At 50.8% G+C, this 25,762-nt stretch carries 20 protein-coding genes and 1 CRISPR repeat array (1 of these 21 only partly in view); of the genes, 18 read left to right on the top strand and 2 right to left on the bottom strand.

The window, feature by feature from the left end:
• Window positions 1–79: 79 nt before the first annotated feature.
• Both DWB84_RS17940 and DWB84_RS17935 read right to left on the bottom strand, forming a co-directional pair.
• A complete protein-coding gene (locus DWB84_RS17940) occupies window positions 80–1,561 on the bottom strand; it encodes a sigma-54 dependent transcriptional regulator (protein WP_187411198.1) in 1,482 nt (493 codons plus the stop codon).
• A complete protein-coding gene (locus tag DWB84_RS17935) occupies window positions 1,554–4,043 on the bottom strand; it encodes a CHASE domain-containing protein (protein WP_187411197.1) in 2,490 nt (829 codons plus the stop codon). Before DWB84_RS17935 ends, DWB84_RS17940 begins: the two co-directional genes overlap by 8 nt.
• A gap of 258 nt (window positions 4,044–4,301) precedes the next feature.
• On the opposite strand from DWB84_RS17935, the gene DWB84_RS17930 reads away from it, so the two are divergent.
• From DWB84_RS17930 to DWB84_RS17845, 18 genes are all read left to right on the top strand, one after another.
• Window positions 4,302–5,945 (top strand): ABC transporter substrate-binding protein, encoded by a 1,644-nt coding sequence (locus DWB84_RS17930; RefSeq protein WP_187411196.1) that lies wholly within the window; start codon window positions 4,302–4,304, stop codon window positions 5,943–5,945.
• A gap of 47 nt (window positions 5,946–5,992) precedes the next feature.
• Window positions 5,993–7,201: an alginate export family protein gene (locus tag DWB84_RS17925; protein ID WP_187411195.1), complete on the top strand. Its 1,209-nt coding sequence runs from the start codon at window positions 5,993–5,995 to the stop codon at window positions 7,199–7,201.
• 154 nt (window positions 7,202–7,355) lie between these two features.
• On the top strand, window positions 7,356–8,381 hold the full coding sequence (locus DWB84_RS17920) for an ABC transporter permease (protein ID WP_187411194.1): 1,026 nt from the start codon (window positions 7,356–7,358) through the stop codon (window positions 8,379–8,381).
• Window positions 8,378–9,220 (top strand): ABC transporter permease, encoded by an 843-nt coding sequence (locus tag DWB84_RS17915; protein WP_187411193.1) that lies wholly within the window; start codon window positions 8,378–8,380, stop codon window positions 9,218–9,220. Before DWB84_RS17920 ends, DWB84_RS17915 begins: the two co-directional genes overlap by 4 nt.
• 193 nt (window positions 9,221–9,413) lie before the next feature.
• Window positions 9,414–10,391 (top strand): ABC transporter ATP-binding protein, encoded by a 978-nt coding sequence (locus DWB84_RS17910; protein WP_187411192.1) that lies wholly within the window; start codon window positions 9,414–9,416, stop codon window positions 10,389–10,391.
• Between the two features lie 7 nt (window positions 10,392–10,398).
• Entirely contained in the window at window positions 10,399–11,445 is a 1,047-nt protein-coding gene (locus tag DWB84_RS17905) for an ABC transporter ATP-binding protein (RefSeq protein ID WP_187411191.1), read from the top strand.
• A gap of 196 nt (window positions 11,446–11,641) precedes the next feature.
• On the top strand, window positions 11,642–12,823 hold the full coding sequence (csm6, locus tag DWB84_RS17900; protein WP_187411190.1) for a CRISPR-associated ring nuclease Csm6: 1,182 nt from the start codon (window positions 11,642–11,644) through the stop codon (window positions 12,821–12,823).
• A gap of 9 nt (window positions 12,824–12,832) precedes the next feature.
• Window positions 12,833–15,508, top strand: a complete 2,676-nt coding sequence (gene cas10, locus DWB84_RS17895) for a type III-A CRISPR-associated protein Cas10/Csm1 (protein ID WP_187411189.1) — start codon at window positions 12,833–12,835, stop codon at window positions 15,506–15,508.
• A 20-nt stretch (window positions 15,509–15,528) separates the two neighbouring features.
• Window positions 15,529–15,975 (top strand): type III-A CRISPR-associated protein Csm2, encoded by a 447-nt coding sequence (gene csm2, locus DWB84_RS17890; protein WP_187411188.1) that lies wholly within the window; start codon window positions 15,529–15,531, stop codon window positions 15,973–15,975.
• 41 nt (window positions 15,976–16,016) lie between these two features.
• Complete coding sequence (csm3, locus tag DWB84_RS17885) at window positions 16,017–16,763, top strand: type III-A CRISPR-associated RAMP protein Csm3 (protein ID WP_187411187.1); 747 nt, start codon at window positions 16,017–16,019, stop codon at window positions 16,761–16,763.
• Window positions 16,764–16,773: 10 nt separating this feature from the next.
• Window positions 16,774–17,751: a CRISPR-associated protein Csm4 gene (locus DWB84_RS17880; protein WP_187411186.1), complete on the top strand. Its 978-nt coding sequence runs from the start codon at window positions 16,774–16,776 to the stop codon at window positions 17,749–17,751.
• Window positions 17,748–19,346 carry an RAMP superfamily CRISPR-associated protein gene (locus DWB84_RS17875; RefSeq protein ID WP_187411185.1) on the top strand — a complete coding sequence of 533 codons (1,599 nt, stop codon included), beginning with the start codon at window positions 17,748–17,750 and terminating at the stop codon, window positions 19,344–19,346. The genes DWB84_RS17880 and DWB84_RS17875 overlap by 4 nt, the downstream gene beginning before the upstream one ends.
• A gap of 125 nt (window positions 19,347–19,471) precedes the next feature.
• On the top strand, window positions 19,472–19,717 hold the full coding sequence (locus tag DWB84_RS17870; RefSeq protein WP_187411184.1) for a hypothetical protein: 246 nt from the start codon (window positions 19,472–19,474) through the stop codon (window positions 19,715–19,717).
• A 21-nt stretch (window positions 19,718–19,738) separates the two neighbouring features.
• Window positions 19,739–21,859, top strand: a complete 2,121-nt coding sequence (locus DWB84_RS17865) for a CRISPR-associated ring nuclease (protein WP_187411183.1) — start codon at window positions 19,739–19,741, stop codon at window positions 21,857–21,859.
• Window positions 21,860–21,907: 48 nt separating this feature from the next.
• The gene (locus DWB84_RS17860) at window positions 21,908–22,195 is read left to right on the top strand and encodes a type II toxin-antitoxin system Phd/YefM family antitoxin (RefSeq protein ID WP_187411182.1); all 288 of its coding nucleotides are present in this window, start codon (window positions 21,908–21,910) and stop codon (window positions 22,193–22,195) included.
• Complete coding sequence (locus DWB84_RS17855; protein WP_187411181.1) at window positions 22,192–22,644, top strand: putative toxin-antitoxin system toxin component, PIN family; 453 nt, start codon at window positions 22,192–22,194, stop codon at window positions 22,642–22,644. The genes DWB84_RS17860 and DWB84_RS17855 overlap by 4 nt, the downstream gene beginning before the upstream one ends.
• A complete protein-coding gene (gene cas6 / locus DWB84_RS17850) occupies window positions 22,641–23,642 on the top strand; it encodes a CRISPR system precrRNA processing endoribonuclease RAMP protein Cas6 (RefSeq protein ID WP_187411180.1) in 1,002 nt (333 codons plus the stop codon). The genes DWB84_RS17855 and cas6 overlap by 4 nt, the downstream gene beginning before the upstream one ends.
• Window positions 23,635–24,774 carry a Card1-like endonuclease domain-containing protein gene (locus DWB84_RS17845; protein WP_187411179.1) on the top strand — a complete coding sequence of 380 codons (1,140 nt, stop codon included), beginning with the start codon at window positions 23,635–23,637 and terminating at the stop codon, window positions 24,772–24,774. The genes cas6 and DWB84_RS17845 overlap by 8 nt, the downstream gene beginning before the upstream one ends.
• 101 nt (window positions 24,775–24,875) lie before the next feature.
• A CRISPR array of direct repeats spans window positions 24,876–25,762; the repeat unit is 36 nt; unit sequence GTTGGAAAAATGCCCTGATAAAGAAGGGATTAAGAC (it continues 321 nt past the right edge of the window).

The raw sequence follows: 25,762 nt of genomic DNA, 5'->3' as shown, positions 1-25,762 counted from the left end.
TATATCAAAGACCAAATCGCCGCTTGTTGGACAGTACTATACGGTTTTGTAATCCGTTGGTTCGAGATAAGACAGAAGGTCAATCGATTGTCATTACCCGATAGAGCTTACTGCGGTGCACACCGAGCAAACGGGCAGCTTCGGTGATATTGCCGCTGGCTGCGTCCAAGGCGCGCCGCATCAGCACTTGTTCCGCTTCTTTCAGGTTCAATGGCAAGGGAGGAAGGCTGGTGACGGAACTGGTCTGAGGGGATTGAGACAGAGTCTGAAACTGCAAATGCTCCGGCTCCACGGTTTTGCCAGAGCTGAGGATCAGAGCGCGTTCGATCAGGTTTTTCAGCTCGCGCACATTGCCGGGGAAATGATAATTCTGCAGCGCCTCCTGCGCCGCCGCATTGATATCCGGGGCGCGCACGCCCATCTCCCGGGCGAACAGAGCGAGAAAATGCTGCGCAAGCAGAAGAATATCGCCGCGTCGCTGGCGCAATGGCGGCAGCTCCACCTGGAAGCGCGCCAGGCGGTAAAACAGATCAGCGCGAAATAATCCGGCGGCGATTTTTTCCTGCAGATTGACGTTGGTGGCGGCCACCACGCGCACGTCGGTTTTGATCGCTTTCTGGCTGCCCACTGGTCGCACTTCCCCATCTTCCAATACGCGCAGCAATTTGGCCTGTAATCCCAGAGGCATATCGCCGATTTCATCGAGAAACAGGGTGCCGCCGTCGGCCAGCTCAAAAAAACCTTTCTGCCCACCGCTGGCGCCGGTAAACGCGCCTTTGACATGGCCGAAAAACATGGATTCGGCGAGTTCCGCCGGTATAGCGACGCAATTGACCGGAATAAACGGCTTTTGCGCGCGCGGGCTGCTGTAGTGAATGGCGCGGGCAATCAATTCCTTGCCGGTGCCGCTCTCGCCAGTGATCAGCACACTGGTGCCAGCGCTGTGATGGAGCTTGCGGATGTTCTGCAGAATGGCCTGCATGGTGGCGCTTTTGCCGACCAGCCCGTCCATTCCCCAGCGCTGTTGCTCGCGCTGCGCCAGGGCATTTAAGCGGCTGTCTGCAGTTTCCAGGGCGTATTCGGTGCGCGCCAGCTTGTCGCGCTCCTCGGCCAGAGCGCGGTTGGCGCGTTCCAGTTCAGCTAGGCGCAGTTTCAGCTCGCGGTTGGACTGCTCCAGGCTGCGGGCGAGCCGGTGCAGGTTCAAATGGTTCTCCACCCGGCGCAGTACTTCCTCGGGATGGAACGGCTTGACTATGTAGTCCACGCCGCCAGCGGTAAATCCTTTCACCACACTTTCCCGCTCATCCAGCGCTGTAATAAAAATCACCGGAATATCGGCCAATTCGGGGTTCTGTTTGAGCAGGCGGCAGGTAGCGACGCCGTCGAGGCCGGGCATCATCACGTCCATCAATATCAACCCCGGCTGCGCCCGCTCGGCGATGCGCAAAGCGTCCCGACCGTTCTGTGCCACCAAGATCTCGTAACCCGCCGGTTCCAATGCCTGGGCGAGCAATTGCACGTTGGTCACCACATCGTCCACCACCAGAATGCGTTCAGGCACAGGCCACCTCGATTACCGGCAAGGTGAGTAACAGGCGGGCGATTTCATCCATATCGTAGGCGCGCATCAACTGGCGCAGGCGATCCACCAGTGGTGCCGTATTAGGGCCGAGGGCGATTAATTCCTCCATACCGGCTTTTAACGCGGTGCTGCTGTGCAACTCCGCTGCAGTTAATAGCCGCTGCAATAAATTGGCAGGCAGAACAACTTTGCTGAGATCCAGCGACGCAGTTCCGCCCTCCTCCTGCCACTGCCGCTCGAACGTTATGCCTAACAAGTTCTCCAACGTCTGAAAAACCACTTCGGCCTGCACGGGTTTGGCAATAAAGGCTTGGCATCCCGCTACCAGACAACGCTCACGATCCTGCTCGAACTCGAGTGCGGTATAGGCAATTACTGGCGTATGTGGGCGGATTTCGCGCAGTTTGGGCAGCCACGTCAAACTGTCGCCGCAGGGTAAACGGATATCGAGAAAAACTGCATCGAAGGATCGTTCAGCCAAATGCGGTAGAGCGGATTTATGGTCTTCCGCCACGGCGACAGAGCAACCCGCGCCCGTCAGCAGGCGCCGCAGAATATCGCGGTTGGCCTCGTCGTCATCGATCACTAATAGGTGAATGGAATGACCTCCTGGCAGACGCCAGTCTGTGGCATCCGTCTGCACCGCTACGACTGACGCATCCGCCACAGGCAACGGCAAATGCAGGGTAAAACGTGTGCCCTCGCCCTCTTCCGACACTGCCTCCAGATCCCCGCCAAGCAGCTGCGCGTGGCGGCGAGCGATAGCCAAACCCAAACCAGTGCCGCCCGATTGATTGTGCGATTGCCCTTGATAAAAAGGCTCGAAAATCCGCACCAGATCCACCGGGGCAATGCCGACACCGGTGTCGATCACATCAAACCGGTATATCCCGTCGCCCGCGGGACGACATCCCAACATCACTTCGCCGTGATGAGTAAAACGCACCGCATTGCCGAGCAAATTGATCAGAATCTGCCGCAATTTGCAGCCGTCCACCAACACCGCCGGAGCGTCTTCCGGCAATAACCGGGCGCGCAGATCCAGACCCTTCTCATGGCAGCGCGGGCGGAACATCAGCACCAGTTCATTAAGCAAATCGTTCAAATAAACCGCTTCCGTTTGCGCTTCCATGCGGCCGATTTCGATTTTGGAAAAATCCAAAACACTGTTGATTTGGCTAAGTAGGTGATTGCCACTGGCAATGATCGCGCCCACTGCTTGGCGCTGTTCCGAATCCAACCGGCTATCCCGGCGCAACAGCTGGGCATAACCGAGAACTGCATTTAAAGGCGTGCGAATCTCGTGGCTCATATTGGCGAGAAAATCGGACTTGGCGCGGTTGGCGGCCTGCGCCGCCTCCACGGCTTTCTCACGCTCGGCAATTTCGCTTTGCAAAGCTGCGTTGGCGCTGCTGATTTCCCGCTCGCGCCGCGCGGCACTGGCGAGATAGGCCACCAGCAACAAGGTGAGCATCAAGCCAACCACAAAGGCCAAAGTGGTCTGCACCGGCTGGCGGCTGCCCGTGACATAGGCGGTCGGCTCAAACAACAAACGCCAACGCCGCCCACCCATATCGATGTAGTCTTCCCACGGCAACTGCTCCGGTAAAAGCGCCAACTTGTGCAACCAATGAGACGATGTCTCCACGGCCTGCAGCCGCGCCAAGGCGGTATAGGGATCACCGGTATCGTAGAGGGTGACGGAGATGCCCTTCTCGGCAATATCCCGCAAAGCTGCTGCAACCAAATCGCCCGCGCGAAATACCGCCAGGGCAAAACCTTCCAAGGTTTCGCGCCACTGCTCCGAGGTTTTCGGCTCTGGTGTGGTGTACACCGGGTAGAACATCAGAAATCCCTGCTGGGTCGCGGTCTCCTGGGCAAGGCGAATAGGCGCAGTCACCACTGGCATCCCTGTATCCCGCGCCAGCTCCAGGGCAGCGCGCCGGCGCGCGTCCGCGCCCAAGTCAAATCCGTGAGCCAATTGGTTGCCGTCGAAGGGTTCGAGGAAATACACAGGAAAATATTCCGAGCGGTAAGACGCGCGCGTCAGCAGGCCAGCCTCGCCGATTTCCGTAAAAATAAAATCGGTAAATCCCTCTGCCCGTTTGCGCTGTTCAAAGGTTTCCCGTTCTGCGTGCGGCACTCGTGGAATCCACTCCACTGCCTGCAGTTCCGGATGACGGCGCACAGCGTCCCGCGCAAACAACTGAAAATGTTCCTGCCGAATAGCTCCGGTCGCCGCATGCAAAGACGCTAAGGCGTGCAGAACTTCGGCAGAGCTGCGCATGCTGGAATGGAGAACGCTGGCCCGGTCTTTGGCGAGTTCGCGCAATTCGTTGCGCAGAGCCGAACTTTCCCAATGGGCGACATAAACCGCGAGAAAAAATGACAGGCAGATACCAATCCAGAGTGCTGGCATCTGCAAAATCTGGCGAGGTGGTGGCAAGTGCGTCCTGGACATGAAAGAGCAATCGTTGCGAGCTTGTGGTTAACCGTAGCTATCCGGCAGCAAGGCATATACCAGCCGCCTTTTTTCCTATTCCGGCATACAAACGCCACCGGCCGAACCGTCGCGACTGTCGCATTTTGCGACGATTGCGACGCTTAACCGGTTTGCCAAAACCTCGGAAAAATCGCCTTAACCGATTGAATCCAAATATTTTTTTACCCTTGGCAACCGCTTTGCTCTTACAGCTCCAACAACCAGAGGAGCTGAAACATGTCTTTGTTCTCTTTGTTCAAACCCAACCGACCTGATTCACAAACAAGTCGCCGGCGCGCACCAAAGCGACGCATCCTTTTATGCCTTTTACCCGTTTTATCCCTGTTAGGCCTCACCGCGACCGCCGACAGCCGCAAAGATACTTTGCTGGTCGTGGTGGAATCCGGCCCCAACAGCCTGGATATTCACGGCATAGGCGCCAACCGCCCCTCCTACGGCGCGTCCTGGAATACCTACGACAGGCTGATGACCTACGCCAGCAAAACTCTGCCCGACGGCAAAGTGATGTACGACTACACCAAGCTGGAGCCGGAGCTGGCGGAGAGCTGGACGATTGCAGAGGACGGCAAATCGGTGATTTTCAAACTGCGGCAAAACGCCGTTTTTCACGATGGCACACCGGTGACTGCGGAAGACGTGAAATGGTCTTTCGACCGCGCGGTAACCGTTGGCGGATTCCCCACCTTCCAGATGAAAGCGGGATCTCTTGAATCACCGGATCAATTCGAAGTGGTGGATCAACACACCATCAAAGTGAATTTCCTGCGCAGCGATAAACTCACCCTGCCCGATCTCGCCGTCCCCGTAGCTGCCATCTACAACAGCAAACTCGCCAAAAAACACGCAACCGCCCAAGACCCTTGGGCAATGGAATGGCTGAAAAACAATACCGCTGGCGGTGGCGCCTATAAGGTCGCCAGCTGGCGTCCCGGTTCAGAAACGGTTTACGAGCGTTTCGAACAATGGGGCAGCGGCCCCAAACCGGCGATTGCCAAAGTCATAGTGCGAGAAATTCCCTCTGCCTCCGCACAGCAAGCGTTGGTTGAACGCGGCGATGTGGATATTGCCTTCGATTTAGGTCCACGCACGGTGAACGATCTGGCCAAAAGCAAAAAAGCAAAATTAATCGGCACGCCGGTGGAAAATGCCATGTGGTACGTCGGCATGAACACCGCCAAGCCACCTTTCGACAATATCAAAGTACGCCAAGCCGTCGCCTATGCAATTCCCTATCAAAAAATTATGGATGCCGCAGTTTATGGCCAAGGTATTCCATTGTTTGGCGGCGCCACCAACAGTGATTGGCCACGTGCAACTTCTTATCAAACCGATATTGCCAAAGCCAAAGCTTTACTGGCGGAAGCGGGATATCCCAACGGATTTAGCACCACGCTTTCCTTCGATCAGGGACTTTCATTAATCAGCGAACCTATTGCCCTTCTGGTACAAGAATCTCTCGCCAGCATCGGCATTAAAACCACCATTGAAAAAATTCCTGGAGCCAACTGGCGCGCGGCACTCTTGCGCAAGGATATGCCACTGCTGATTAATAATTTCGGCGGCTGGCTGAACTATCCGGAATATTTTTTCTTCTGGGCTTACCACGGTCAGAACGCGGTGTTTAACACCATGAGCTACCAAAATCCCGCACTGGACGCACTAATCGATCAATCCCGCTTCGAAACCGATCCCACCGCTTACGCCAAACAAATCGAAGACATGATCGCGATCGCCTACGAGGAAGTGCCGCGAGTGCCTTTATTCCAACCCGTCGTCAGCCTCGCGCATCAACCGAATATCAGCGGATATCAGTATTGGTTTCATAGGCAATTGGATTATCGCCAGCTGAAAAAGAATTGAACGCAAATTTCACTTTTCCACTTTGAACCAAAATATTGGGGATTGTTATGAACAGAAATATCCTTTCTGCAGCCGTGTGCGCTTGCACAGCTTTAAGCGGCACGTCCGCTCTCGCGGATATCACCACAGAATACGCATCCAGCTTACGTTACCGTTATGAATATTTTGATATCGACGAAGCGCCGGGCACCTCAAAAGCCTCAACCGCGCGTTTGAGTATTTCTGCAAAAGCCAATTTAGGTTCCGGCTTCAGCGCCTTTGCGGATTTTGAAGCGGTTGAGCAAATTTTTGAGGACGAATACGCGGTTCCATTTATTCCAGATCCGGAAACTGCAGGTTATCCCACCATCGGCGATCCGCAAGGTGCGGAAGTCAATCAAGCCTATATCGCTTACAACAGTGCAAGCTACAAAACCCAGCTGCGCGTAGGCCGGCAAGAAGTTGTACTGAACAATGGGCGCTTTATCAGTAACTCAGCATGGCGACAAAACCACCAGTCTTTTAACGGCGCGACATTTTCCATTTCACCAACAGATTCTTTCAAAATCGATTATGGCTATCTCAGCCGCGTATTGCGTGTCACCGGCGAAGAAGCCGGCAATGGCCGCGCCAATATGGAATCGCATTTTTATAATCTGGCTTACAGCGTAAAAGATGTGGGCGTATTTAAAACCTATGGCGTCTTGCTGGATTTTGACACGGAAATAACCAATTCCACAGACACCTTCGGCATACGCTTTGAAGGCAATATGCCGATGAGCGATATCCGATTTTTAGCCACACTGGATTACGCCGTGCAACAAGATGCTGGGGAAAATCCAAGGGAAATCGACCAGAATTATTATCTGGTAGAAGCCGGAGTGCAGGTTTCTGGCATCAACTATGTGATAGGCCAAACCGCCCTCGAAGCCTCCAGCGCAACCGACAAATTCATCACCCCCCTCGCTCATCCACATAACGGTTGGACTGAATTATTTCTGAATAACCCAAGTTTGGGCGACAGCCACGGTCTTGAAGCCGCTTATTTAAGTGCATCTGGAAAAATTCCCGGCACGCAAAATCTGTTTTTCACTGGTTTTTATTATCTCTACAGCCCGAGCACCGGCGATGCAGATTACGGCAGCGAGTTTGATTTCAGCCTGGAATACAAAGGCATAGCCAAAACCTTATTGGGATGGCGATTTGCACAATATATGGCGGATGATCTTTTTCAAGATGCGCTGAGAACATCGGTTTATGTGGCTTATACGTTTTGAAAAATAGAGGTGGCAACAGGTTGCCCAAGGGGGAGGCTGGGAGAGGGCTGTTTTTCTAAGGTCGAAACCCCACCCCAACCCTCCCCTTAAAAAGGGGAGAGAGCTGATTTGCCACCTCTGACTTCAGCAGCACTCGCTAGAGCAAGAGGTCCACATGCAAAACTCAACATTCAATTTAATTCTGCGACGACTGATAGGCGCTATTCCCAGCCTATTCGCCGTCATAGTCGTCACCTTTATGGTTATGCGTTTATTGCCCGGTGACCCCGCCGCATTTTTCGCTGGAGCTGCAGCGTCGGCTGAAGCCGTGGAACAAGTTCGCCACCAACTGGGCCTCAACGAAAGCCTGCTCACACAATTTTGGATTTATTTAAAAGACCTTGCGCAAGGCGATATGGGTAAATCGTTTACCACCGGTCAACCAGTAACACACGATTTAATGGAGCGTCTGCCCGCCTCCCTCGAACTCACATTATTGGGACTTTTAATCGCCATTGTTATCGGCCTTCCATTAGGAATGCTCGCCGCCACTAGACCCAATTCCTGGATCGACCATCTCTGCCGTTTGCTCACCACATCCGGCGTGTGTCTGCCAACGTTTTTTACCGGACTGGTACTGATTTATATTTTTTACTACCTGCTCGGCTGGGCGCCCGCCCCTATGGGACGCCTTGATTTGTTTTCCTCACCGCCACAGGACGTGACGGGTTTTTATTTGATCGATAGCGCAATCACGGGTGAATGGGCCATTTTCCGCAGCGCTCTCGCACAATTGATTTTGCCCGCAATAACACTTGCACTTTTTGCTTTAGCGCCACTTGCGCGCATGACACGCGCGGGAATGCTCGGTGTACTTAATTCCGATTTTATCCGCAGCGCAAAAGCCGCTGGCTTACCACGACGGGTTATTCTGGTGCGCTATGCCCTGCGCAATACGTTATTACCGGTAATTAATACCATGGGCATGGTACTTTCCTATTTGCTCGGAATTAACGTGCTGGTGGAAAAAGTATTTGCCTGGCCGGGCATAGGTTCCTATGCATTGGAAGCACTTATTGCTTCCGATTACGCGCCAGTGCAAGGTTTTGTTTTATCCATCGCCGTGCTGTATGTCTTATTGAATCTTGTCGTTGACCTCGTCTGCAGCCTCATCGATCCGCGAGTGGAGCGTGCCGCATGAAACAGTTTGAAGAGTGGCGTTACCTTTTATTGCAAAACCCTTTGACCTTAATTGCGCTGATCGTATTTATCGGTGTAGTGATTTGCGCTTTGTTCGCACCCTGGCTGGTGCCTTACGATCCTTTCGCCAGCGATACCGTCAACGCGTTGCAGCCGCCCTCTGCGAATAACTGGTTCGGCACGGATCAATTGGGTCGAGATATTTTCAGTCGCGTCATTATGGGCGCGCGCATGGATTTAGGGATTGCCGTAGGCGCCGTAGCACTCGCTGCTGCTATTGGAACTTTTCTTGGTGCCTGCGCAGGATTTTACGGTGGGCACTTTGATCAAGCGGTCGGACGCGGCGTGGACATTATTATGGCCTTTCCCCTTTTTGTTCTGGCCATGGCCATAGTTGCGGGACTCGGTAATAACGTCATCAACGTTGTCTACGCCAGCGCGATTATCAATATGCCTTTTTACGTGCGCGTCGTGCGTAGTGAAATTCTTATACTCAAAAATGCTGGATTTGTCGAAGCCGCACGCTTATGCGGCAATAGCAACAAACGAATTCTGTGGTTTCAATTATTGCCCAATGTCTCCGCTCCACTGGTCGTGCAAATGTCGCTGAATATGGGCTGGTCCATGTTAAACGCCGCGAGCCTTTCCTTCGTCGGCCTCGGCATCCGCCCTCCCACGCCGGAATGGGGAATTATGGTGGCCGAAGGTGCGCACTACATTATTTCCGGCCAATGGTGGGTCGCATTATTTCCCGGGCTGGCACTAACCCTGGTGGTGCTCTGTTTCAATTTATTGGGAGATGGGCTGCGGGACATTATTGATCCACGGAGAAGGACATAACGCCATTTATTGAAAAGAAAGAGAGATGGCGAATTCGCACTAAGTGTGTTGCCGGAGGTTTTTCTGAAAGCCTCGCGCCCTGGACGGGCGCGGGGCAGGCCCCAGGGAAGGGTTTACGACGATTTCAGAAAAACCTCCGGCAATACACGGCCCAGCTTACGAAGCTCAACCCAAAGACTTCGAGGTTGAAATTATGAATACGAATTTACTCCTAGGCGTACAAAACCTGAGCGTCGCCTTCGACACACGCCATGGCCGCGTCGCTGTATTGGACAACGTCAATTTGCATCTCCACAAAGGCGAAACCCTCGCCATAGTCGGCGAATCCGGCTCCGGGAAATCCGTCACCGCTTACGCGGCACTGGGAGTTCTCGACCCTGCAGGAAAAATCACCAGCGGAAAAGTGGAATTTGATGGACGCAATTTATTGGAATTATCGCCGCAGGAAATGCGCAAACTGCGCGGGCGCGATCTCGCCATGATTTTTCAAAGCCCGCGCACAGCATTAAATCCCATCCGCAAAGTTGGCCAGCAAATTGAAGACGTTCTGCAAGCACACAACCCTGGCATGAGCGGAAAAGAACGCAAAGAAGCCGCCATAGAACAACTCGCCAGCGTAAAAATTACCGATCCCGCACGGCGCTACAACGCCTACCCTTATGAATTATCCGGCGGCATGTGTCAGCGCGTAATGATCGCCATCGCCCTCGCCTGCAAACCACGATTATTAATTGCCGACGAACCCACCACCGGCTTAGACGTTACCACCCAAGTCGTCATCATGGATTTAGTGCACGAACTCGCACAAGCTCACGGCATGGCAACCATTTTAATTACCCACGACCTGAGACTCGCCGCCAATTACTGCAGCCGCGTCGCCGTCATGCATGCAGGACAAGTGCTCGAAGATGCGCCGATTGCCAATTTATTTAAAGGTGCGCGCCATCCCTACACAAAACGTTTAATCGCCGCCACACCAAAACCCGGTATAACTTTGGAAAAACTCGCCTCCATACCTGGGCAACTGCCCGACCTGCGCCAACCACAACCGCCCTGCCGCTTCAGCGCGCGCTGCGATCGCTGCGTGCCCGAATGCGCAGCGCCGGGGCTTACTTTGGTGCCCTATAGCGATAATGCTTCTCACCTTATCGCCTGCCGCAATCCACTGTGAGGTTTTTATGACTACGCTACTCAATGTTGAAAAACTCACCAAACATTTTCCACTGACCGCATCGCCAAATATTTTTAAGCGCTTGACGGGCAGCAAGCAGAAACCCTCTTACCTGCACGCCGTCGATAATATTTCCTTCACGCTCAACAAAGGCGAAAGTCTGGGCCTGGTCGGAGAATCCGGGTGCGGTAAAAGTACCTTAGTGCGTTTGCTCACACGCCTGCTCGACCCCACCAGCGGTCACATTTTGTTTAACGATCGCCACATAGGTGACGTACCCGCAAAAGAATTCGCCATTCATCCGGAGCGCGCCAAAATTCAGCAGGTTTTTCAGGACCCGACGGACAGTTTGAACCCGCGTTTTACTGCCTTTGACTGCATCGCCGATCCATTAAAACGATTGCAAAAATTAAGCGGCGAAGCTCTGCAAAAACGGGTGGAAGCCATTGCAGCACAAGTGTCCCTGCCGCTTACATTATTAAGCCGCTATCCACACCAATTATCCGGTGGACAAAAATTGCGCGTGGGAATTGCGCGAGGAATTGCTTTGCAGCCGGATTTATTAATTCTCGATGAGCCTACATCGGCACTGGATGTATCGGTGCAAGCCGTGATTTTGAAATTATTGGATAAACTGCGCCGCGAATTGGGCTTGAGTTATTTATTCGTTTCCCACGATCTCAACGTAGTGCGCTTATTATGCGATCGCGTAATGGCGATGTATCTGGGGAAAGTTGTGGAAACGGGACCAGTGGAAGAAGTCTTCCAGCGCCCGCGCCATCCTTATACAAAAGCATTGATCGCCGCAATTTCCCATTTTGATGCCGGTGGACAAGTTCAGCGCGTACGCCTGCAAGGAGAATTGCCCAGCCCCATCGACCCCGATCCACATGCCTGCCGCTTTTACGGCCGCTGCCCGGCGAGAGAAGACCGCTGTCTGCGAGAAATGCCGGAATTAGAAAAATACGGCGAGCATAAAAGCGCTTGTCTTTTGGCACAGCAGCCGATAACTCAGACTGAAGCTATCGCCCAAATACCCGCGGTCAGCCTTTAATTCCCCTGCGATTTCCCGGCTCTGCCGGGAATTTTTCATTAATCTCGCTACTTTCTATTCCAACAGCCTCTTCGTAATTCGTTTGTTAGAGCGCGCCCCCCAAGCTCCCTCCTACCAAATAGCGGAAATGTCAGCCTTGATCCGCATCAACTCAAATACCGCCGGCGAACGTTAAGCTGAAACCACCAAAATCAATTTGCAAGCTTGCGAAATGTCTCGTCTTGCATATATTTGCTATACGCTCTCGACCTTTGTCGTAGCTAACGGAAAAAGGAACGGAAACTTGCGCATTTTACTCCTCGTCAGTGGCATGAGCCCTCAAATCATTACGGAAACCCTCTATGCACTGGCTGTTGAGAAAACGCCACCATGGCTTCCGGACGAAGTGCATCTGGTCACCACTGAGCAGGGACAGCGCAATGCAGTTCTACAGCTGCTGGAGGACAAAAAGCGTTTTGACCAATTTTTAACCGATTATCAAATTGCCCACCCAATTCGCTTCGATAGCTCCACCATCCATCTGATCCGCGACAGCGAAGGCACTCCTCTCGTTGATCTACGTACTCCGGAGGATAACGAGGCCGCAGCGGATACCATCTGTAACGTGATCCGCACATTTACCCAAAATCCAGACCATGAATTGCACGTCTCACTAGCAGGCGGGCGTAAAACCATGGGCTATTACGCTGGCTATGCGCTCTCACTATTCGGGCGCCCACAGGACCGCTTGAGCCATGTGCTGGTAAGCGAGCATTACGAAAACAACCCCGATTTCTTCTACCCAACCCCATATGCAAAAGAAATTTACGACCGCAACAAAAACCCGCTGGATACCCGCAACGCCAGGGTGTGGCTGGCGGAAATCCCGTTTGTACGAATGCGCAACGGCCTGCCCAGAAGCTTGCTGCAGGGTCAACATAGTTTCAGCGATACCGTTCAACTGGCACAGCTTGCGGCCGAAAAATCTGAACTCAAACTGTTCCCCACAACCAGCAGCTACACACTCAACGGTATAGAAGGACAATTGCCACCGGTGCAAATGGCCTTGCTTTTATGGGCAGCGTATCGCAAGACACATAAACTCGGCCCTATACCGAAATTGGTCGAGGGTGAGACAAGTGAAGAACTAACAGATCAACTGTTAAACGTCGCACAAAAATACGAACTCAACCTCCATGGCAAAACCCTGAACAGCCTCAGCGTGAAAGGTGGCGGGGTTAGCAAGCAGTTTTTGGAAACCACAAAGGCGAAGTTGAATAGAGAACTGGAAAATCAGCTCGGTGTGGAGCTGGCAGAACTTTGCAAGCTTGTAATAAGAAACGATAAACGCGGCAGCGGTTATGCTTTGCCGGAAAATCTTGAAATTTTTATTGAGTAAGGATTGGTTATGACCGAAAAACACTCGCTAATGGATGCGAGCGCAAGAGTTGCACTCGCTGCATATCTGCACGACCTGGGAAAGCTGGCAGAACGTGCTCGACTAGAAGTATCTCAAGACGATTTGGATACACACGTCCAGATGTATTGCCCGCGCCATGAAAAAGCAGGCAAACAATGGTACACCCACAAACACGCCGCCTACACAGCATTGGCCTTCAACGTCATTGAAGAGCATCTGCCAGCATTGAAAGGTGCGGATTTCTTTCCTTTTGCAAGCTGCAGCTCACGTGATGCAGACGACTCATTAGTAAACGCAGCAGCCAAACATCATAAACCTGAGAACTTTCTTCAATGGGTCATAGCCACAGCAGACCGGGTAGCTTCCGGTTTTGAGCGGGACAGCTTTGAGCAATACAACAATTCCGAGGATAAAACAGAGACAGGCCGCAATCATTATCAAGCTCGCCAACTGAGCTTGCTGGAAGCTATTCGAATACATAATGACGATAACAAAATTCTATCTGGCAAAGATCTCAAGTACCGCCAGCCTTTGCGCTCGCTTACTCCAGAAAATCTGTTTCCTCAGCCCAGGGAACAAGCAGAATGCGACGATGACAAGAAAGCGCAGCAGGAGTATCGCGATATATGGAATACATTCCTGAAAGATCTCGAACTCATACCCGAAAGCCACCGATACAACCTCGCATTATGGCTGGATCACTTCGACACTCTTTGGCGAATTCATACTCACGCCATACCATCTGCCACGGCGTTCAACGTCAAACCTGATGTATCTCTTTACGATCACTCGCGAACCACCGCCGCCCTTGCTACAGCGTTATGGCGTTATCATCATGAACGAGATCACGACCGCAATGCTGCCGCAGCAAACATGAAATCTGGTAGCGACTGGAGTGAAGAAAAGTTTCTTTTAGTCCAAGGCGATTTCTTCGGAATTCAGAATTTTATTTTCGCAGGAGATAGCGACGCCTCGCATAAGAACGCTGCACGCTTGCTGCGTGGCCGCTCTCTCTACGTTTCACTTCTGGCCGAAGCTGCGGCACTTAAAGTAATGGATGCGTTGGATCTACCTGCCACATCACAAATACTCAATGCTGCAGGTAAATTTCTGATCGTGGCGCCTAACACTCCGGCCACTATCGAGGCTCTACAGCAAACTCAGAAACACATTAATGCTTGGTTTCTGGAGCATACCTATGCTCAATCAGGCCTGGGTTTGGCCTGGATACCCGCCAGCTGTCAGCAGTTTGTCTCCCGCAAGGGACAAGGGGGGTTCCGCGATCTTATTAAAGCTCTGTTTGCCTCGCTGGAACGTGCCAAATACCAGAGTTTTGATTTACTTGGCGAAAACGCACCCAGCCCGGTTTTCACTAATTATCTTGCCCAGGTTGGGGAGGCAGGTGGCCTTTGCCAATACACCGGCTGGGGCCCAGGCACTCATCCGGACAAGGATGGTGATAAGAGAATAAGCACTCTCGCCAAGGATCAAATTCAAATAGGCGACTTTATCTCTGGCAAACGCGAACGGTTAGCCATTACGCGCCATCCTCTATCAACCGACAATAACTCATTGCGTTTACCGATATTTGGCTACCACTTGCACTTTACCAATAATGAGGAAGCTACTGGACGTTTCGGCCGGGAAGCATCCAACGGCAACTTGCGCAGATTAATTGATTTCTCCCTGGCAGATTCAACTATCCCTACCGCATGGCATGGTTACGCGCGACGTAACATCAACGGCTATGTGCCGATATTTAATCAAGAAGACATTAACAACAACTGGCGCTACGCAGACATCAAGGAAGAAGAGTCAAGCAAACTTGGGGCGTTGAAAACCCTAAACCATTTAGCCTGCGAAGATTTGCGCCTTAATCCCGAATCGCAGGATCAGAAAAAAGTTATTGGGATTCAAGCTCTCGGAATATTGAAAGGTGACGTAGATAACCTGGGAGCGATTTTTCAGAAGGGACTGGAAGATCCCACCTTTGCTCGCATGGCTGGACTATCGCGACAAATGGACAGTTTTTTCAGCAGTTATTTGCCATGGCTCTGTCAGCAAAAATATCCAAACACCTACACAGTGTTTGCCGGCGGTGACGATTTTTTCCTTATAGGCCCCTGGTACAGTCTGATCCGTCTGGCACTGGAACTCAGAGCACAATTTCAGAACTATTGTGCCAATAATCCTGACTTACATTTTTCTGCGGGCATAGCCCTGGCTAAACCTGGACTTCCCATACCTCAGCTTGCACGCATGACCGAAGACGCATTGGAAAAAGCCAAGAAAAACAAAAACTCCGTGCATTTACTGGGTGAAACTCTCTCCTGGCAAGCTTTGGAAGAGTTGCTCGCAGCCTCTGATAATCTGCAGAAACAAGCGAGGGATCTAAAACTGTCAACCGGCTTTATCTACAGCCTGCTAGAACTCAGCAATATGGCCACCGACACCAAAAATCCAGAGAGCGCGCTCTGGCGCTCACGGTTGAATTACCGTCTTTGGCGGCACCTACAACGTCGGGATGTAAAAGACAATTTAAACATTGACCCACGCGAAATCCATAGAGAACTCATGCTGGCTATAGGAGCTAACGGTATAGCAAAACACGGCAAGAACTATCGTGTGGCTGTCACGACACATCTGTATCTGAACCGTAATTAATAGATAAAAAGGAGTCATTTATGAGCAATCAATATCACAATAGGCCAACAGAACAGCAACGTGATCGAAAACCCACCACACCTGCTGCAGATTGGTCAAAGATCCAATTAGACACTCCTCCCCCGGAGCTTTTCGACACCATAGCTGAACAAGCGGCCAAAATTATTTCGACTGACAGAAACACCAATAAGCCAAGTCAACTACGTGGATTTTACGATGAGATCATTAATTGGGATCAACGAAGTCGACAATGGACTCCGGAAACTTTTCAGGAGCACCTCCCACTTATCAAAATGCTAAATGCCAAAGTGGCCTACGCAAAAGGTCGCAATTTAGTTGATGAAAACTATTTTTCCTTAATTCGTCATGGACTAAGCCAAATTAAAGAGAAAAAACATCTTCACAATTTCAAGCTTTTCTTAGAAGCATTTCACGGCTTCTACAAAGTTGAACGCCCTAAAGATTAATTTCAGCTAATAAATTTTGGCAACTAATTGAGGAGTGCACTATGCCAACCCAACTTTTAAAAATCATTACCTTGGAAGCGAAACTAGAGCTGCTGAGCGGCTTACATATTGGCGCCGGCAATCAGGAAATTCACATAGGCGGAATCGATAATGCTGTAATAAAACACCCCTATACAGATCAGCCCTACATTCCAGGCTCCAGTGTAAAAGGCCGCATGCGTAGTTTGCTTGAATGGCGCGCCGGTGTTGTCGGTGAAGCAAATGGCAAACCCCTGGACAGCAAAACACTCAAGCTGTTGGAGAGCTCTTCTGACGCGCAGAAGAAAATGCAAGCACAAACCATAGTTCGCCTGTTTGGAATTTCCGGCGATACTAGCGAAGAAATCTCTCTAGCAATAGGTCCAAGTCGACTTTCATTTTGGGATGCCGCGCTAACCGCAGAATGGGTAAAAGAACGTGAGACTAATAGAGAAAAGCTCACTGAAGCCAAAAGTGAGAATGTCATCGACCGTATACGCGGTGTTGCAGAGCACCCTCGCCAAACCGAACGAGTCCCCGCCGGCGCCCTCTTCGATTTTCGCCTGACACTTAAAGTCCTGGATGACGACGATGAAAATGTATTGCTAGACACTGTTCTGGCCGGAATGCGTCTACTGGAACTCGATGGCATTGGCGGTTCCAGCTCTCGCGGTTACGGAAAGTTGCGTTTCACTGGACTGCTTTATAACGGCGAAAATATCCAATCTCGCCTGGATCAAATCGATCCATTCAAATTGAACGCTGCTTGAGGAGACAAGAATGCCTCTGCAACGATTTATCGCGCGACTTACACCTCGCAGCGCGTTCGCTACACCCTTAAGGGGGGATTTGTTATTCGGCCAGTTGGTCTGGAGCGTACTCCATACCTTCGGTGATGCAGCCCTAAACCGCTTGCTGGACGGCTATACCCAGGGTCAGCCCTTTGCTGTTATCGGAGATCCTTTTCCAACCGATCACCTCCCTCGTCCAACTCTGCCCCTGCACTTTCTGGGGCTCAATGCATCCGATCCCAAAATGCGCAAAGCGATTAAAAATCGCCGATGGATAGCCACCAATGCTTTATCCATGCCCTTATCCGAATGGCACCAGCATGCGCGCAGCGAAATTGACGTGGCGGAAGCCATAGGTCTGCCAAAGGATGTATCTCTGTGGAAAAACCAGATTCGCGGACACAACAGCCTGGATAGACGTACCGGCACTACGGGAACGGATAGCGGTTTTGCCCCTTTTGAGCGCGAACTGACCTGGTTCCATCCTCAATTAAATTTTGAGTTGCCGATTTTGCTGGATACCGAGCGCTTGTCTCCACAGGACTGCCAGCAACTTTTGGCACGAATCGGCCAATCGGGTTATGGCAAAGAAGCATCCAGTGGTGCGGGTAAATTTGAAATATCCGAGCTCACTCCTTGGCAACCGCCATGTCCAAGCCAGCCAAACTCCTGGCTTACACTCGCTCCTTGCGCACCACAAGGGGATAAATGGCAACCATTGCGAAGTTTTTATAGCATTCATGTGCGTTTTGGTCGCCATGGCGATGCTGCCGTCAAAAGTGGCAATCCTTGGAAAAATCCTCTTCTTCTGGCAGAAACGGGCGCTCTCTTAACGCCACAGGAATTTGACCCAGAACGGTTATTTGTCGGGCAAGGATTGACAGGTATTTCCCGCGCAATTCCTACCACCGTCCATCAGGGATATGCACCTGTATTGCCCACCTATTTATCGGAGGCAATTTCATGAGTTTTATCACCACGTTAAATGGCCGTATAAGCACACTTGGGCCGCTGCATTTAGGTACCGGTGAAGACTACTATCCGACAGGGTATGTCATCAAAGAAGGATATCTACATGCCTTTGATGATCATGCGCTTCTGGCTGGACTGGGTAAAAATGGTGTTAGCCAGTTGGCACAGTTGGCTGAACAGGCTCGCAAAGAAGCTTTACCCAAAATTCAGCGATTAATTTACGATAACGCTGAAAACTTATTACCATTTACCAACTACAGCATATGGACTGTTGAGGGGATTCAAAGCTTCTATGAAGACCGGATTTTGGGAAAAGAATCAGACTACAATAAACTTCAAATTCACCGTACATTTGCCAACCCACATACATGTCAGCCAATAATTGCGGGCAGTGCCATAAAAGGCGCTATTCGAACGGCATGGCTAGATCTGCAAAATGCCGGAAAAGAAGCAGAGGATGACCCCAAAAGCAGAGATGGAAAAGAAAAAAGTGATCGCCTTCAAAAGAGGGTTCTGGGATACAAGAAAGTTGAAGAAGATGGCTTTTCATTTCTTAAAATTAGCGACGCATCCTACCTACAATCGAGCGAAATCAGTGGTCGTGAAATTTGGTTTGGCATCAGCAAAAAACGAAATCAGGCTGAAACCAAACGCCCGCCATACTCAGGCAACTTTTTACTGGAATGCATAAGCCCTTGGCTGTCGAGAGCATTCGCTTTTGATATACGCCTTATGAAAGGGGCTTCTATGTCCAAAATCCCAACAAGCATCAACGAACTTATTTTCACATGTAACTCCTACTATCTACCCAAACTAATAGAAGAGCTAAATACCTTAGGGATAAGAGAGGGGTATTTTAGCCGTGCATGGCTTGACTCACTACTTAATTTACTCAACGGTGAGTTAGGACAAGCCTTAAACCAAGGGAAAGCGATGCTTTTACGATTGGGAAAACATAGCGGTGCTGAGGACAAAACCCTCAATGGAGCCCGTCATATAAAAATTATGCGCCAAGGACAATCGCCAGCATATCGAAAAAGAACCACCGAGGTTCGATTAGCGTCACCCGTTGAAAGGAAAGAAGTGAATAGAACAACCACCTTTTTGCCATTTGGATGGGTATTGGTTGAATTTGAGGATACCGATCTTCCCCAAACCCACGCCTTCCTCCGCCAACAAGCAGAACCGGCCTATCAACGCCGCCAACAGGAAGCAGCTTGGATAAAACGCCGTGAAGATGAACTACAACAACAGGCGAAAAAAGCTGAAGAATTACGACAGCGAGAATTGGAAAAAGCCGCGCAAGCGGAAGCGGAAAAACAACGTTTAGCTGCATTTGCTGCTCTTCCACCTGAGTTGCAGGAATTGGAAAAATTCAAAGAGATATTATCAAAAGACACCGCAAGTGCAGGAAAAGGCTTGGGAAGCCCATTGGCAAATGAGTTGCGCAATTTAGTAAACAATGCGCAAAGTTGGGCACCGGAATGGAAAGCAAAAGCACTTGAGTGCGTTGAATTGGCATTTAAGCATTTGGTTGTAGATCGCAAGAAAAACGACAAAGCAAAAGCGCTTTGGAAACAGCTGGCATAAATGTTCTGGTTAAACATTAAAGATTTCCCTTTTTATTTGAAAACACAAACAGGAACAACTCATGACCACAAAAGTGCTGATCATAACTGTCGGGACTCCCACCAACCAAAAATGGAGACCCCCTAATGCTAAACCTAGGTGACTTGGCCACACTTATCCGTCTTACACAAATAGAACTTTTTGAGCTGCAAAAAGCGATTGACGGACCGGATATAGAGGCATCAAACAATGCTGCGGAAATGATCGTGCACACTGACGATGTAGCGACAAAACTCAAGCACATGTATGAAGCTCTTTGGCATGAAGATTCAGGTTACCCCAACTATGAGGAACTCGTGGATGACTACAAGAAATTTCCGCCATTTACTTGAGCACGCACACAGGATCACCCAATGACCACCCTAATCGCCACCCTAGGCGCAACCTGGCAAGTGATTCCCGAAATTGTCGGTCTTGTGCTGCCGGACGCGTGTCCGATTTACAAGGACCATCCCCAGCAAGAACAGTTGGAAGATCTGCGAAGGCTGTGCGGGCAGCCTCAGGCGGTGGATACAGAGCTATGGGTTATCACATCCAGCAGCTTGCGCACCCAGGATGGGATAAAAAAAATCCGCGAATGGAACTCTCGTTTACCCTCGCCTTTGGCCATTACATTTTTCATCGCGGCAGATACCGACGAAGTCACCAGCGAAAGTGAGTTAAAAGCGTTGCAGGAGCTTGTTTTACGGGTGATGTTACAGGCCACCGAACGCGGCGAGGTTATCTGCTCGCTGGCGGGAGGCCGTAAAACCATGAGCGCTGATTTGCAATACGCAGCCAGCGTATTTGGCGCTCGCGCCCTGCTGCATATTGTGGCTCCAGAGCCTTTGCCGGAGCCGTTACGCAGTAACGATCCCGAATTCTGGTCACGACCTCTCAGTAAAGATTTAAGCGGTCAATTACTGCCTGCTTTTATTGGCCACTACGAGCGTCGGGAGACATTGGATATTGATCCCCCCTTTTTGTCCAAACAATACCCTTTGGGGAAAACACAGGATGGAGATTGCGTAACCGTCACAATTACGGATAACGCATTGGCAAGCCAATTAATCGAGCGTGAACGACAAGCAGGTCAATTACTGAGTAATTACCTAACCACCGTTGCAAATGCCGAAAAACACGAAAACTGGCGCCATCTCTATCGCCTGCCACCCAACGATATCGAGCGTCTTCGAAAAATCAGGGTCAGCGCACAACACGAAGCCTTGATTCGAAGCCTTCCCAAAGCCGAGCTGCATTGCCATTTGGGCGGACTTCCAGACCTCGACCAGCAAATTGCAATTGGCACAGCTGTGTGGCAAACACTTGCAGAGGAGCGCCGCAATTATTTGCTGGACGAGTTGAAACCACTGCTCAGCGCGGAGGAATGGCCTTGGGATTGGCCGCAACAATACTTGCGCAACCAAGTTGACCCTCTGCAAAAGGCCGAGCGGGCGGCCTGCCTGTTAACGCAGGCTCGCCGGCATCAATTGCAATACAACCTTTATGAGAGTTACGGTTCCCGAATTCAATTGGCTGAACATAAACACGGTTTTAGCGCCTATGAACGGCCGGGGGAACTGACGGGCTCCAGCATTCTCGGTCATCCAGCGGCAATAGCGGCTTATTGCCAAGCCATTCATGCATACACCGCGCGTGAAAATATCGTGTATCTGGAATTGCGCGGCAGCCCTCACAAATACCAGCCGGAAAATCCGCTTGAATGGCTAGCCAATTTCTATCGCGTCCTGATCGAAACATCCCCCGGCAATTGCGAATATCGATTTATCTGGATTCTCGATCGACGACAAAAAAACATCGACGAAATTGTCAATTTGGCCGTTGCGGCGAGACAAGCGCCACAATTAGAGGATTTTGTTGTCGGCCTGGACCTGGCGGGCGACGAAAAGCAGACACAACCCGAAGAACTGGCGCCTGCCTTCAAACCTGCATTTGCGCAATGCCTGACGCTAACCATCCACGCAGGAGAAGGCCAACCGGCGGACAATATCTGGCAAGCGGCTTATCACCTGCATGCGGACCGCATTGGCCACGGACTTACCTTGGCTGAAAAACCAGAATTACTAACCCGCTTCCGCAACCGCAATATTTGTCTGGAACTCTGCCCCACCAGCAATATTGAAGTTATCGGCTACAGGCACCCAGCTATATCTGAAACCCAATACTTAAAGAGTTACCCGATCAGCACACTCTGGAATAGTGGAGTGCCATTGACGATCAATACAGACAATCCTGGAATTTCCCGCACCAATCTCACCCGGGAATATTTGGTTGCAGCTGAACTTTGGGAAGGCATGACACTTTGGGATTGCCTAGCCATCATCAAACAGGGATTCGTGCATGCAATGGCTCCGGCCGAAATTCGCGAAAGCCTTCTCAAAAATCAGGACGTAAGGGTTTATAGCATCATTGAAAATTGGCTGCTCTCAGCACCGCAACTACCCACCCATATTCCCGACCACTTGTCCACGTAGGACGCACGTAGCACAATCAAGCCCCCATCCTTGATTTAGGAGACCCCAATGGAAACGCTCACCATCCGAGAACTGCGCAACCATCCCGGAGCAGCCCAGGAAGAGCTGGCTCGCGCCGGAGAGCTGCTGCTGACCAACAACGGGCGTCCAGTCGCGCTGATGCTCGCCGTGGACAGCACAAATCTGGAAGAAACTATGGAGGTCGTGCGCCGCGCAAAAGGTCAGCTGGCGCTTAAAAAACTGCGGCGGCAGGCCGCCAACCAGGGGTTGGATCAGCTTGACCTGGAGGCAATCAATCAGCAAATCGACGCGACCAGGGAGGAGCGGCGTAAATGATTCTGGTCATGAATACCAATGTGTTGGTGTCGGGAGTGCTGTCACCCTACGGGCCTCCCGGACAATTGCTGGATATGGTTCTGGATGGCGCGCTCACATTGGTTCTTTCACCACTAATCGCCGAAGAATACCGGGAGGTGCTGCTGCGGCCACACTTTCAATTCGACCCACAACAGATCGACGTCCTGCTGGAAACGTTGGAAAACACCAGCCTGCACGTTGCGCCGCTGCCTTGGCCGCAGCCCCTGCCAGACCCCGATGATGAGCCATTTATTGCTGCGGCAGCCGCCGCGTTTGCGCCATTGGTCACAGGTAATCTGGCCGACTATCCAACGGACTGCCGCAACGGTGTGAACGTCTACACCCCTCGCGAATTTTTCGACAAATTGCGCTCGCGCGGCCCACAACAAATTCAAGAGCCATCACAGAACTATCAGGATGCCTTATGAACGCTCTCCCCCTCACCCGCTACCGCCTAAGCTTTCGCGTTACCGAGCCACTGCATCTACCGGCTTATGCCGGTTCAACCCTGAGAGGCGCATTCGGGCGTGCGTTAATGCAGTTGAGTGGGATAAGCAAAACGGATATTGAAGAAAAAAACTCGCTGTTTTTGCAAAGTCCCTACGCACAAATATTTGATCCACAAAACACCACAGGCGAAAACGCACCGCTAAATGGCCTGCAGCAACTTCCGGTTCCCTATGTGATAGAAGCACCCTTAACTGGTGGTCCGCGAAGCTATCAACCCGGCGAAACTCTGGTTTTCCATCAGGTGTTATTGGGTTCTGCGCTAAACCAACTGGCCATTATCATTCTCGCCTGGCGCAGAGCACTGCTGCGCGGCATCGGCAGTGGCGACGGCAAAGCGGAATTGGTTTGCGTCGAACAGCAAATCACCGCACAAAATTGGCAAACCATTTACACAGAAGACGAACCCATTATTCGGGATCACTCGACTGTTCTTGCGTTACCGGAATTTCATCAATCTCAAGATCTGCACTTGCATTTGCTTACGCCTTTGCGCTTGCAACACCAAGGCAAAATTCTCGGCCCGCGAGAAATCAACGCTGCGCAATTTTTGCGGCAATTAATTCGCCGGGCGAGCCTGTGCACACAGGTTCACGGCGGCTGGCAGTGGTCACTGGAACGTATTCGCGAGCTGAATGCGCTTGCCGACAAAGTAAAAGAAGACCGCCGCCTGCGCTGGCAGGAATGGGGTCGCTATTCATCGCGTCAGCAGCAGGCAATGCAATTGGGCGGCGTGGTGGGCCGCTGGTATTTGGAACAAGTACCTGCGGATTTATTGCAAATTTTGTATTTGGGGCAATGGCTTCATTTGGGTAAAGAAACGGCTTTTGGCCTGGGCAAATACGAATGGGTGGAAGAGCCCTGGCGCCCCGGCCGCGACAATACAGTGGATATGGAGGAGATAACCGCCCATGTTTAAAACCCACCTCTGTATGGTATCCGCGCAGGCAGCGCCCAATTTACTGCCGCTGCTGGACGACCAATTTAAACCGCAAGAAGTTATTTTGCTGGTAACCGATGCCATGCGGGAAAAAGCCAAATACCTGCAGGAGGCAATTCAGCCCCTCGGCATTAAAGTTATGCAACATCCATTTTCTGCAACGGGCAACTTCCACTCCATGCAGCAACAGCTGGAAGATCTGTTAAAACCCTTCGCACCGGGCGAAATCGCCTTGAATGTCACGGGCGGCACAAAATGGATGGCCATAACCGCGCAGGAAGTATTTCGCTTTAACAACCGCCCGGTGTTTTATGTGGATATAGATTCCGGCCAGCTTTTATTCCTCGACGATTCGAGCCAAGCTCACACGCTGTCAGCAAAAATCAAACTGGAAAATTACTTACGCGCGTATGGCTATAAAATTCTCAGCAACCATAAGCAGGCAAAAGGACTAACTGCCGAACAACGGGAACTGTGCCAAAGCCTGGTCACCAATATCACAGAATGGGGAGCAGCCCTCGGCCAATTAAACCGCCTCGCCCACATGGCGGAAAACAATAGCAATCTGACAGCCTCCTTAACCGCGCTGGAAAAAGCCGATCCCCATTTACCACATCTGCTCAAAGAGTGCGAAGCCGCCAATATTCTCACCTTTACACCAACAAACAATAGCCTGCGTTTTTCCAGTGACGAAGCCCGCTTTTTTGCCAACGGCGGATGGCTGGAGGAATATATCAATTCCCGCATCAACGAATTAAAAAGCGAAGGATTATTACAGGACAATTCTCATCTCAACCTTAAAATCGCATCACAAAATGCCACCAATGAAGTCGACGTTGCATTTATGGCCAATAACCGCCTGCACATAATCGAATGCAAAACCCGCCGACTAACGGGCCAGTTTGCCGGTAGCGCGGGCACCGAATCCCTCTATAAACTAGACTCTATTCGAGACCTCGGTGGCTTGGGAACAAAATCCATGCTGGTCAGCTACCGCCCCCTGGGAAATGCAGACGCCCAACGCGCACAAGACTTGCGCATCCGGGTTGTTCAAGGCGAAGGCATCCAGCGCATCAAGGAAACAATCCGCCGTTGGATTCTAGGAAACTGATACCCAAAACAATGTTTATGCACCGCAACTTTTTACATAGCAGAATTTTTGGGAACCACCTCCATAGCCATTTGATTATAAAGAGAAATTTTGATAGATCGGTTGGAAAAATGCCCTGATAAAGAAGGGATTAAGACCGGGAGGTCGTGAACGCTAAGCTCACTACCGTGTTGGAAAAATGCCCTGATAAAGAAGGGATTAAGACCATTTCTCTTTCGAGATAAGAAGCACAGAAAGAAAGTTGGAAAAATGCCCTGATAAAGAAGGGATTAAGACGAACTAATTCATCTGTATTCCTCCTCCGTTCCAGTTGGAAAAATGCCCTGATAAAGAAGGGATTAAGACTCAAGATAATGCCCTCTGGGTGTTCGTAATGCGTTGGAAAAATGCCCTGATAAAGAAGGGATTAAGACGCGCAAGTTTCACGGATGGCATTACTGTTTCCTGTTGGAAAAATGCCCTGATAAAGAAGGGATTAAGACGACCTACGCCACTGAACACGTTTCGAATGTGCGTTGGAAAAATGCCCTGATAAAGAAGGGATTAAGACGTTTCGTCTTGCCAGACTTGTTCTGTTTCGAGGGTTGGAAAAATGCCCTGATAAAGAAGGGATTAAGACCTATTTTTGTTTTGCAACACAAAACGAATTAAGTTGGAAAAATGCCCTGATAAAGAAGGGATTAAGACGCTAAGACGGCCCGTCCGGCGGTTCGGCTGGGTTGGAAAAATGCCCTGATAAAGAAGGGATTAAGACAAATTTTGGATTTTGAATTTTTGGAAATAAACAAGGTTGGAAAAATGCCCTGATAAAGAAGGGATTAAGACATCCTGAATTGTAATAAGCTTGCTGAGGCGGCGTTGTTGGAAAAATGCCCTGATAAAGAAGGGATTAAGACGGCTACGCTCGTGAGTGCCATCAAATGATCCCGTTGGAAAAATGCCCTGATAAAGAAGGGATTAAGACATTTACCACAATTTTTAATTGGCG

It is taken from the genome of Saccharophagus sp. K07, assembly GCF_014336955.1.
In the GTDB taxonomy this organism is placed as follows: Bacteria; Pseudomonadota; Gammaproteobacteria; order Pseudomonadales; family Cellvibrionaceae; genus UBA5868.
This window is presented reverse-complemented; position numbering and strand designations above follow the sequence as displayed.

Bases quoted from the DNA above. Each gene is read 5' to 3' on its own strand.
- DWB84_RS17935 (WP_187411197.1), bottom strand. From the start codon at position 4,043: ATGTCCAGGACGCACTTGCCACCACCTCGCCAGATTTTGCAGATGCCA.
- DWB84_RS17930 (WP_187411196.1), top strand. From the start codon at position 4,302: ATGTCTTTGTTCTCTTTGTTCAAACCCAACCGACCTGATTCACAAACA.
- DWB84_RS17925 (WP_187411195.1), top strand. From the start codon at position 5,993: ATGAACAGAAATATCCTTTCTGCAGCCGTGTGCGCTTGCACAGCTTTA.
- DWB84_RS17920 (WP_187411194.1), top strand. From the start codon at position 7,356: ATGCAAAACTCAACATTCAATTTAATTCTGCGACGACTGATAGGCGCT.
- DWB84_RS17915 (WP_187411193.1), top strand. From the start codon at position 8,378: ATGAAACAGTTTGAAGAGTGGCGTTACCTTTTATTGCAAAACCCTTTG.
- DWB84_RS17910 (WP_187411192.1), top strand. From the start codon at position 9,414: ATGAATACGAATTTACTCCTAGGCGTACAAAACCTGAGCGTCGCCTTC.
- DWB84_RS17905 (WP_187411191.1), top strand. From the start codon at position 10,399: ATGACTACGCTACTCAATGTTGAAAAACTCACCAAACATTTTCCACTG.
- cas10 (WP_187411189.1), top strand. From the start codon at position 12,833: ATGACCGAAAAACACTCGCTAATGGATGCGAGCGCAAGAGTTGCACTC.
- csm2 (WP_187411188.1), top strand. From the start codon at position 15,529: ATGAGCAATCAATATCACAATAGGCCAACAGAACAGCAACGTGATCGA.
- csm3 (WP_187411187.1), top strand. From the start codon at position 16,017: ATGCCAACCCAACTTTTAAAAATCATTACCTTGGAAGCGAAACTAGAG.
- DWB84_RS17880 (WP_187411186.1), top strand. From the start codon at position 16,774: ATGCCTCTGCAACGATTTATCGCGCGACTTACACCTCGCAGCGCGTTC.
- DWB84_RS17875 (WP_187411185.1), top strand. From the start codon at position 17,748: ATGAGTTTTATCACCACGTTAAATGGCCGTATAAGCACACTTGGGCCG.
- DWB84_RS17870 (WP_187411184.1), top strand. From the start codon at position 19,472: ATGCTAAACCTAGGTGACTTGGCCACACTTATCCGTCTTACACAAATA.
- DWB84_RS17865 (WP_187411183.1), top strand. From the start codon at position 19,739: ATGACCACCCTAATCGCCACCCTAGGCGCAACCTGGCAAGTGATTCCC.
- DWB84_RS17860 (WP_187411182.1), top strand. From the start codon at position 21,908: ATGGAAACGCTCACCATCCGAGAACTGCGCAACCATCCCGGAGCAGCC.
- DWB84_RS17855 (WP_187411181.1), top strand. From the start codon at position 22,192: ATGATTCTGGTCATGAATACCAATGTGTTGGTGTCGGGAGTGCTGTCA.
- cas6 (WP_187411180.1), top strand. From the start codon at position 22,641: ATGAACGCTCTCCCCCTCACCCGCTACCGCCTAAGCTTTCGCGTTACC.
- DWB84_RS17845 (WP_187411179.1), top strand. From the start codon at position 23,635: ATGTTTAAAACCCACCTCTGTATGGTATCCGCGCAGGCAGCGCCCAAT.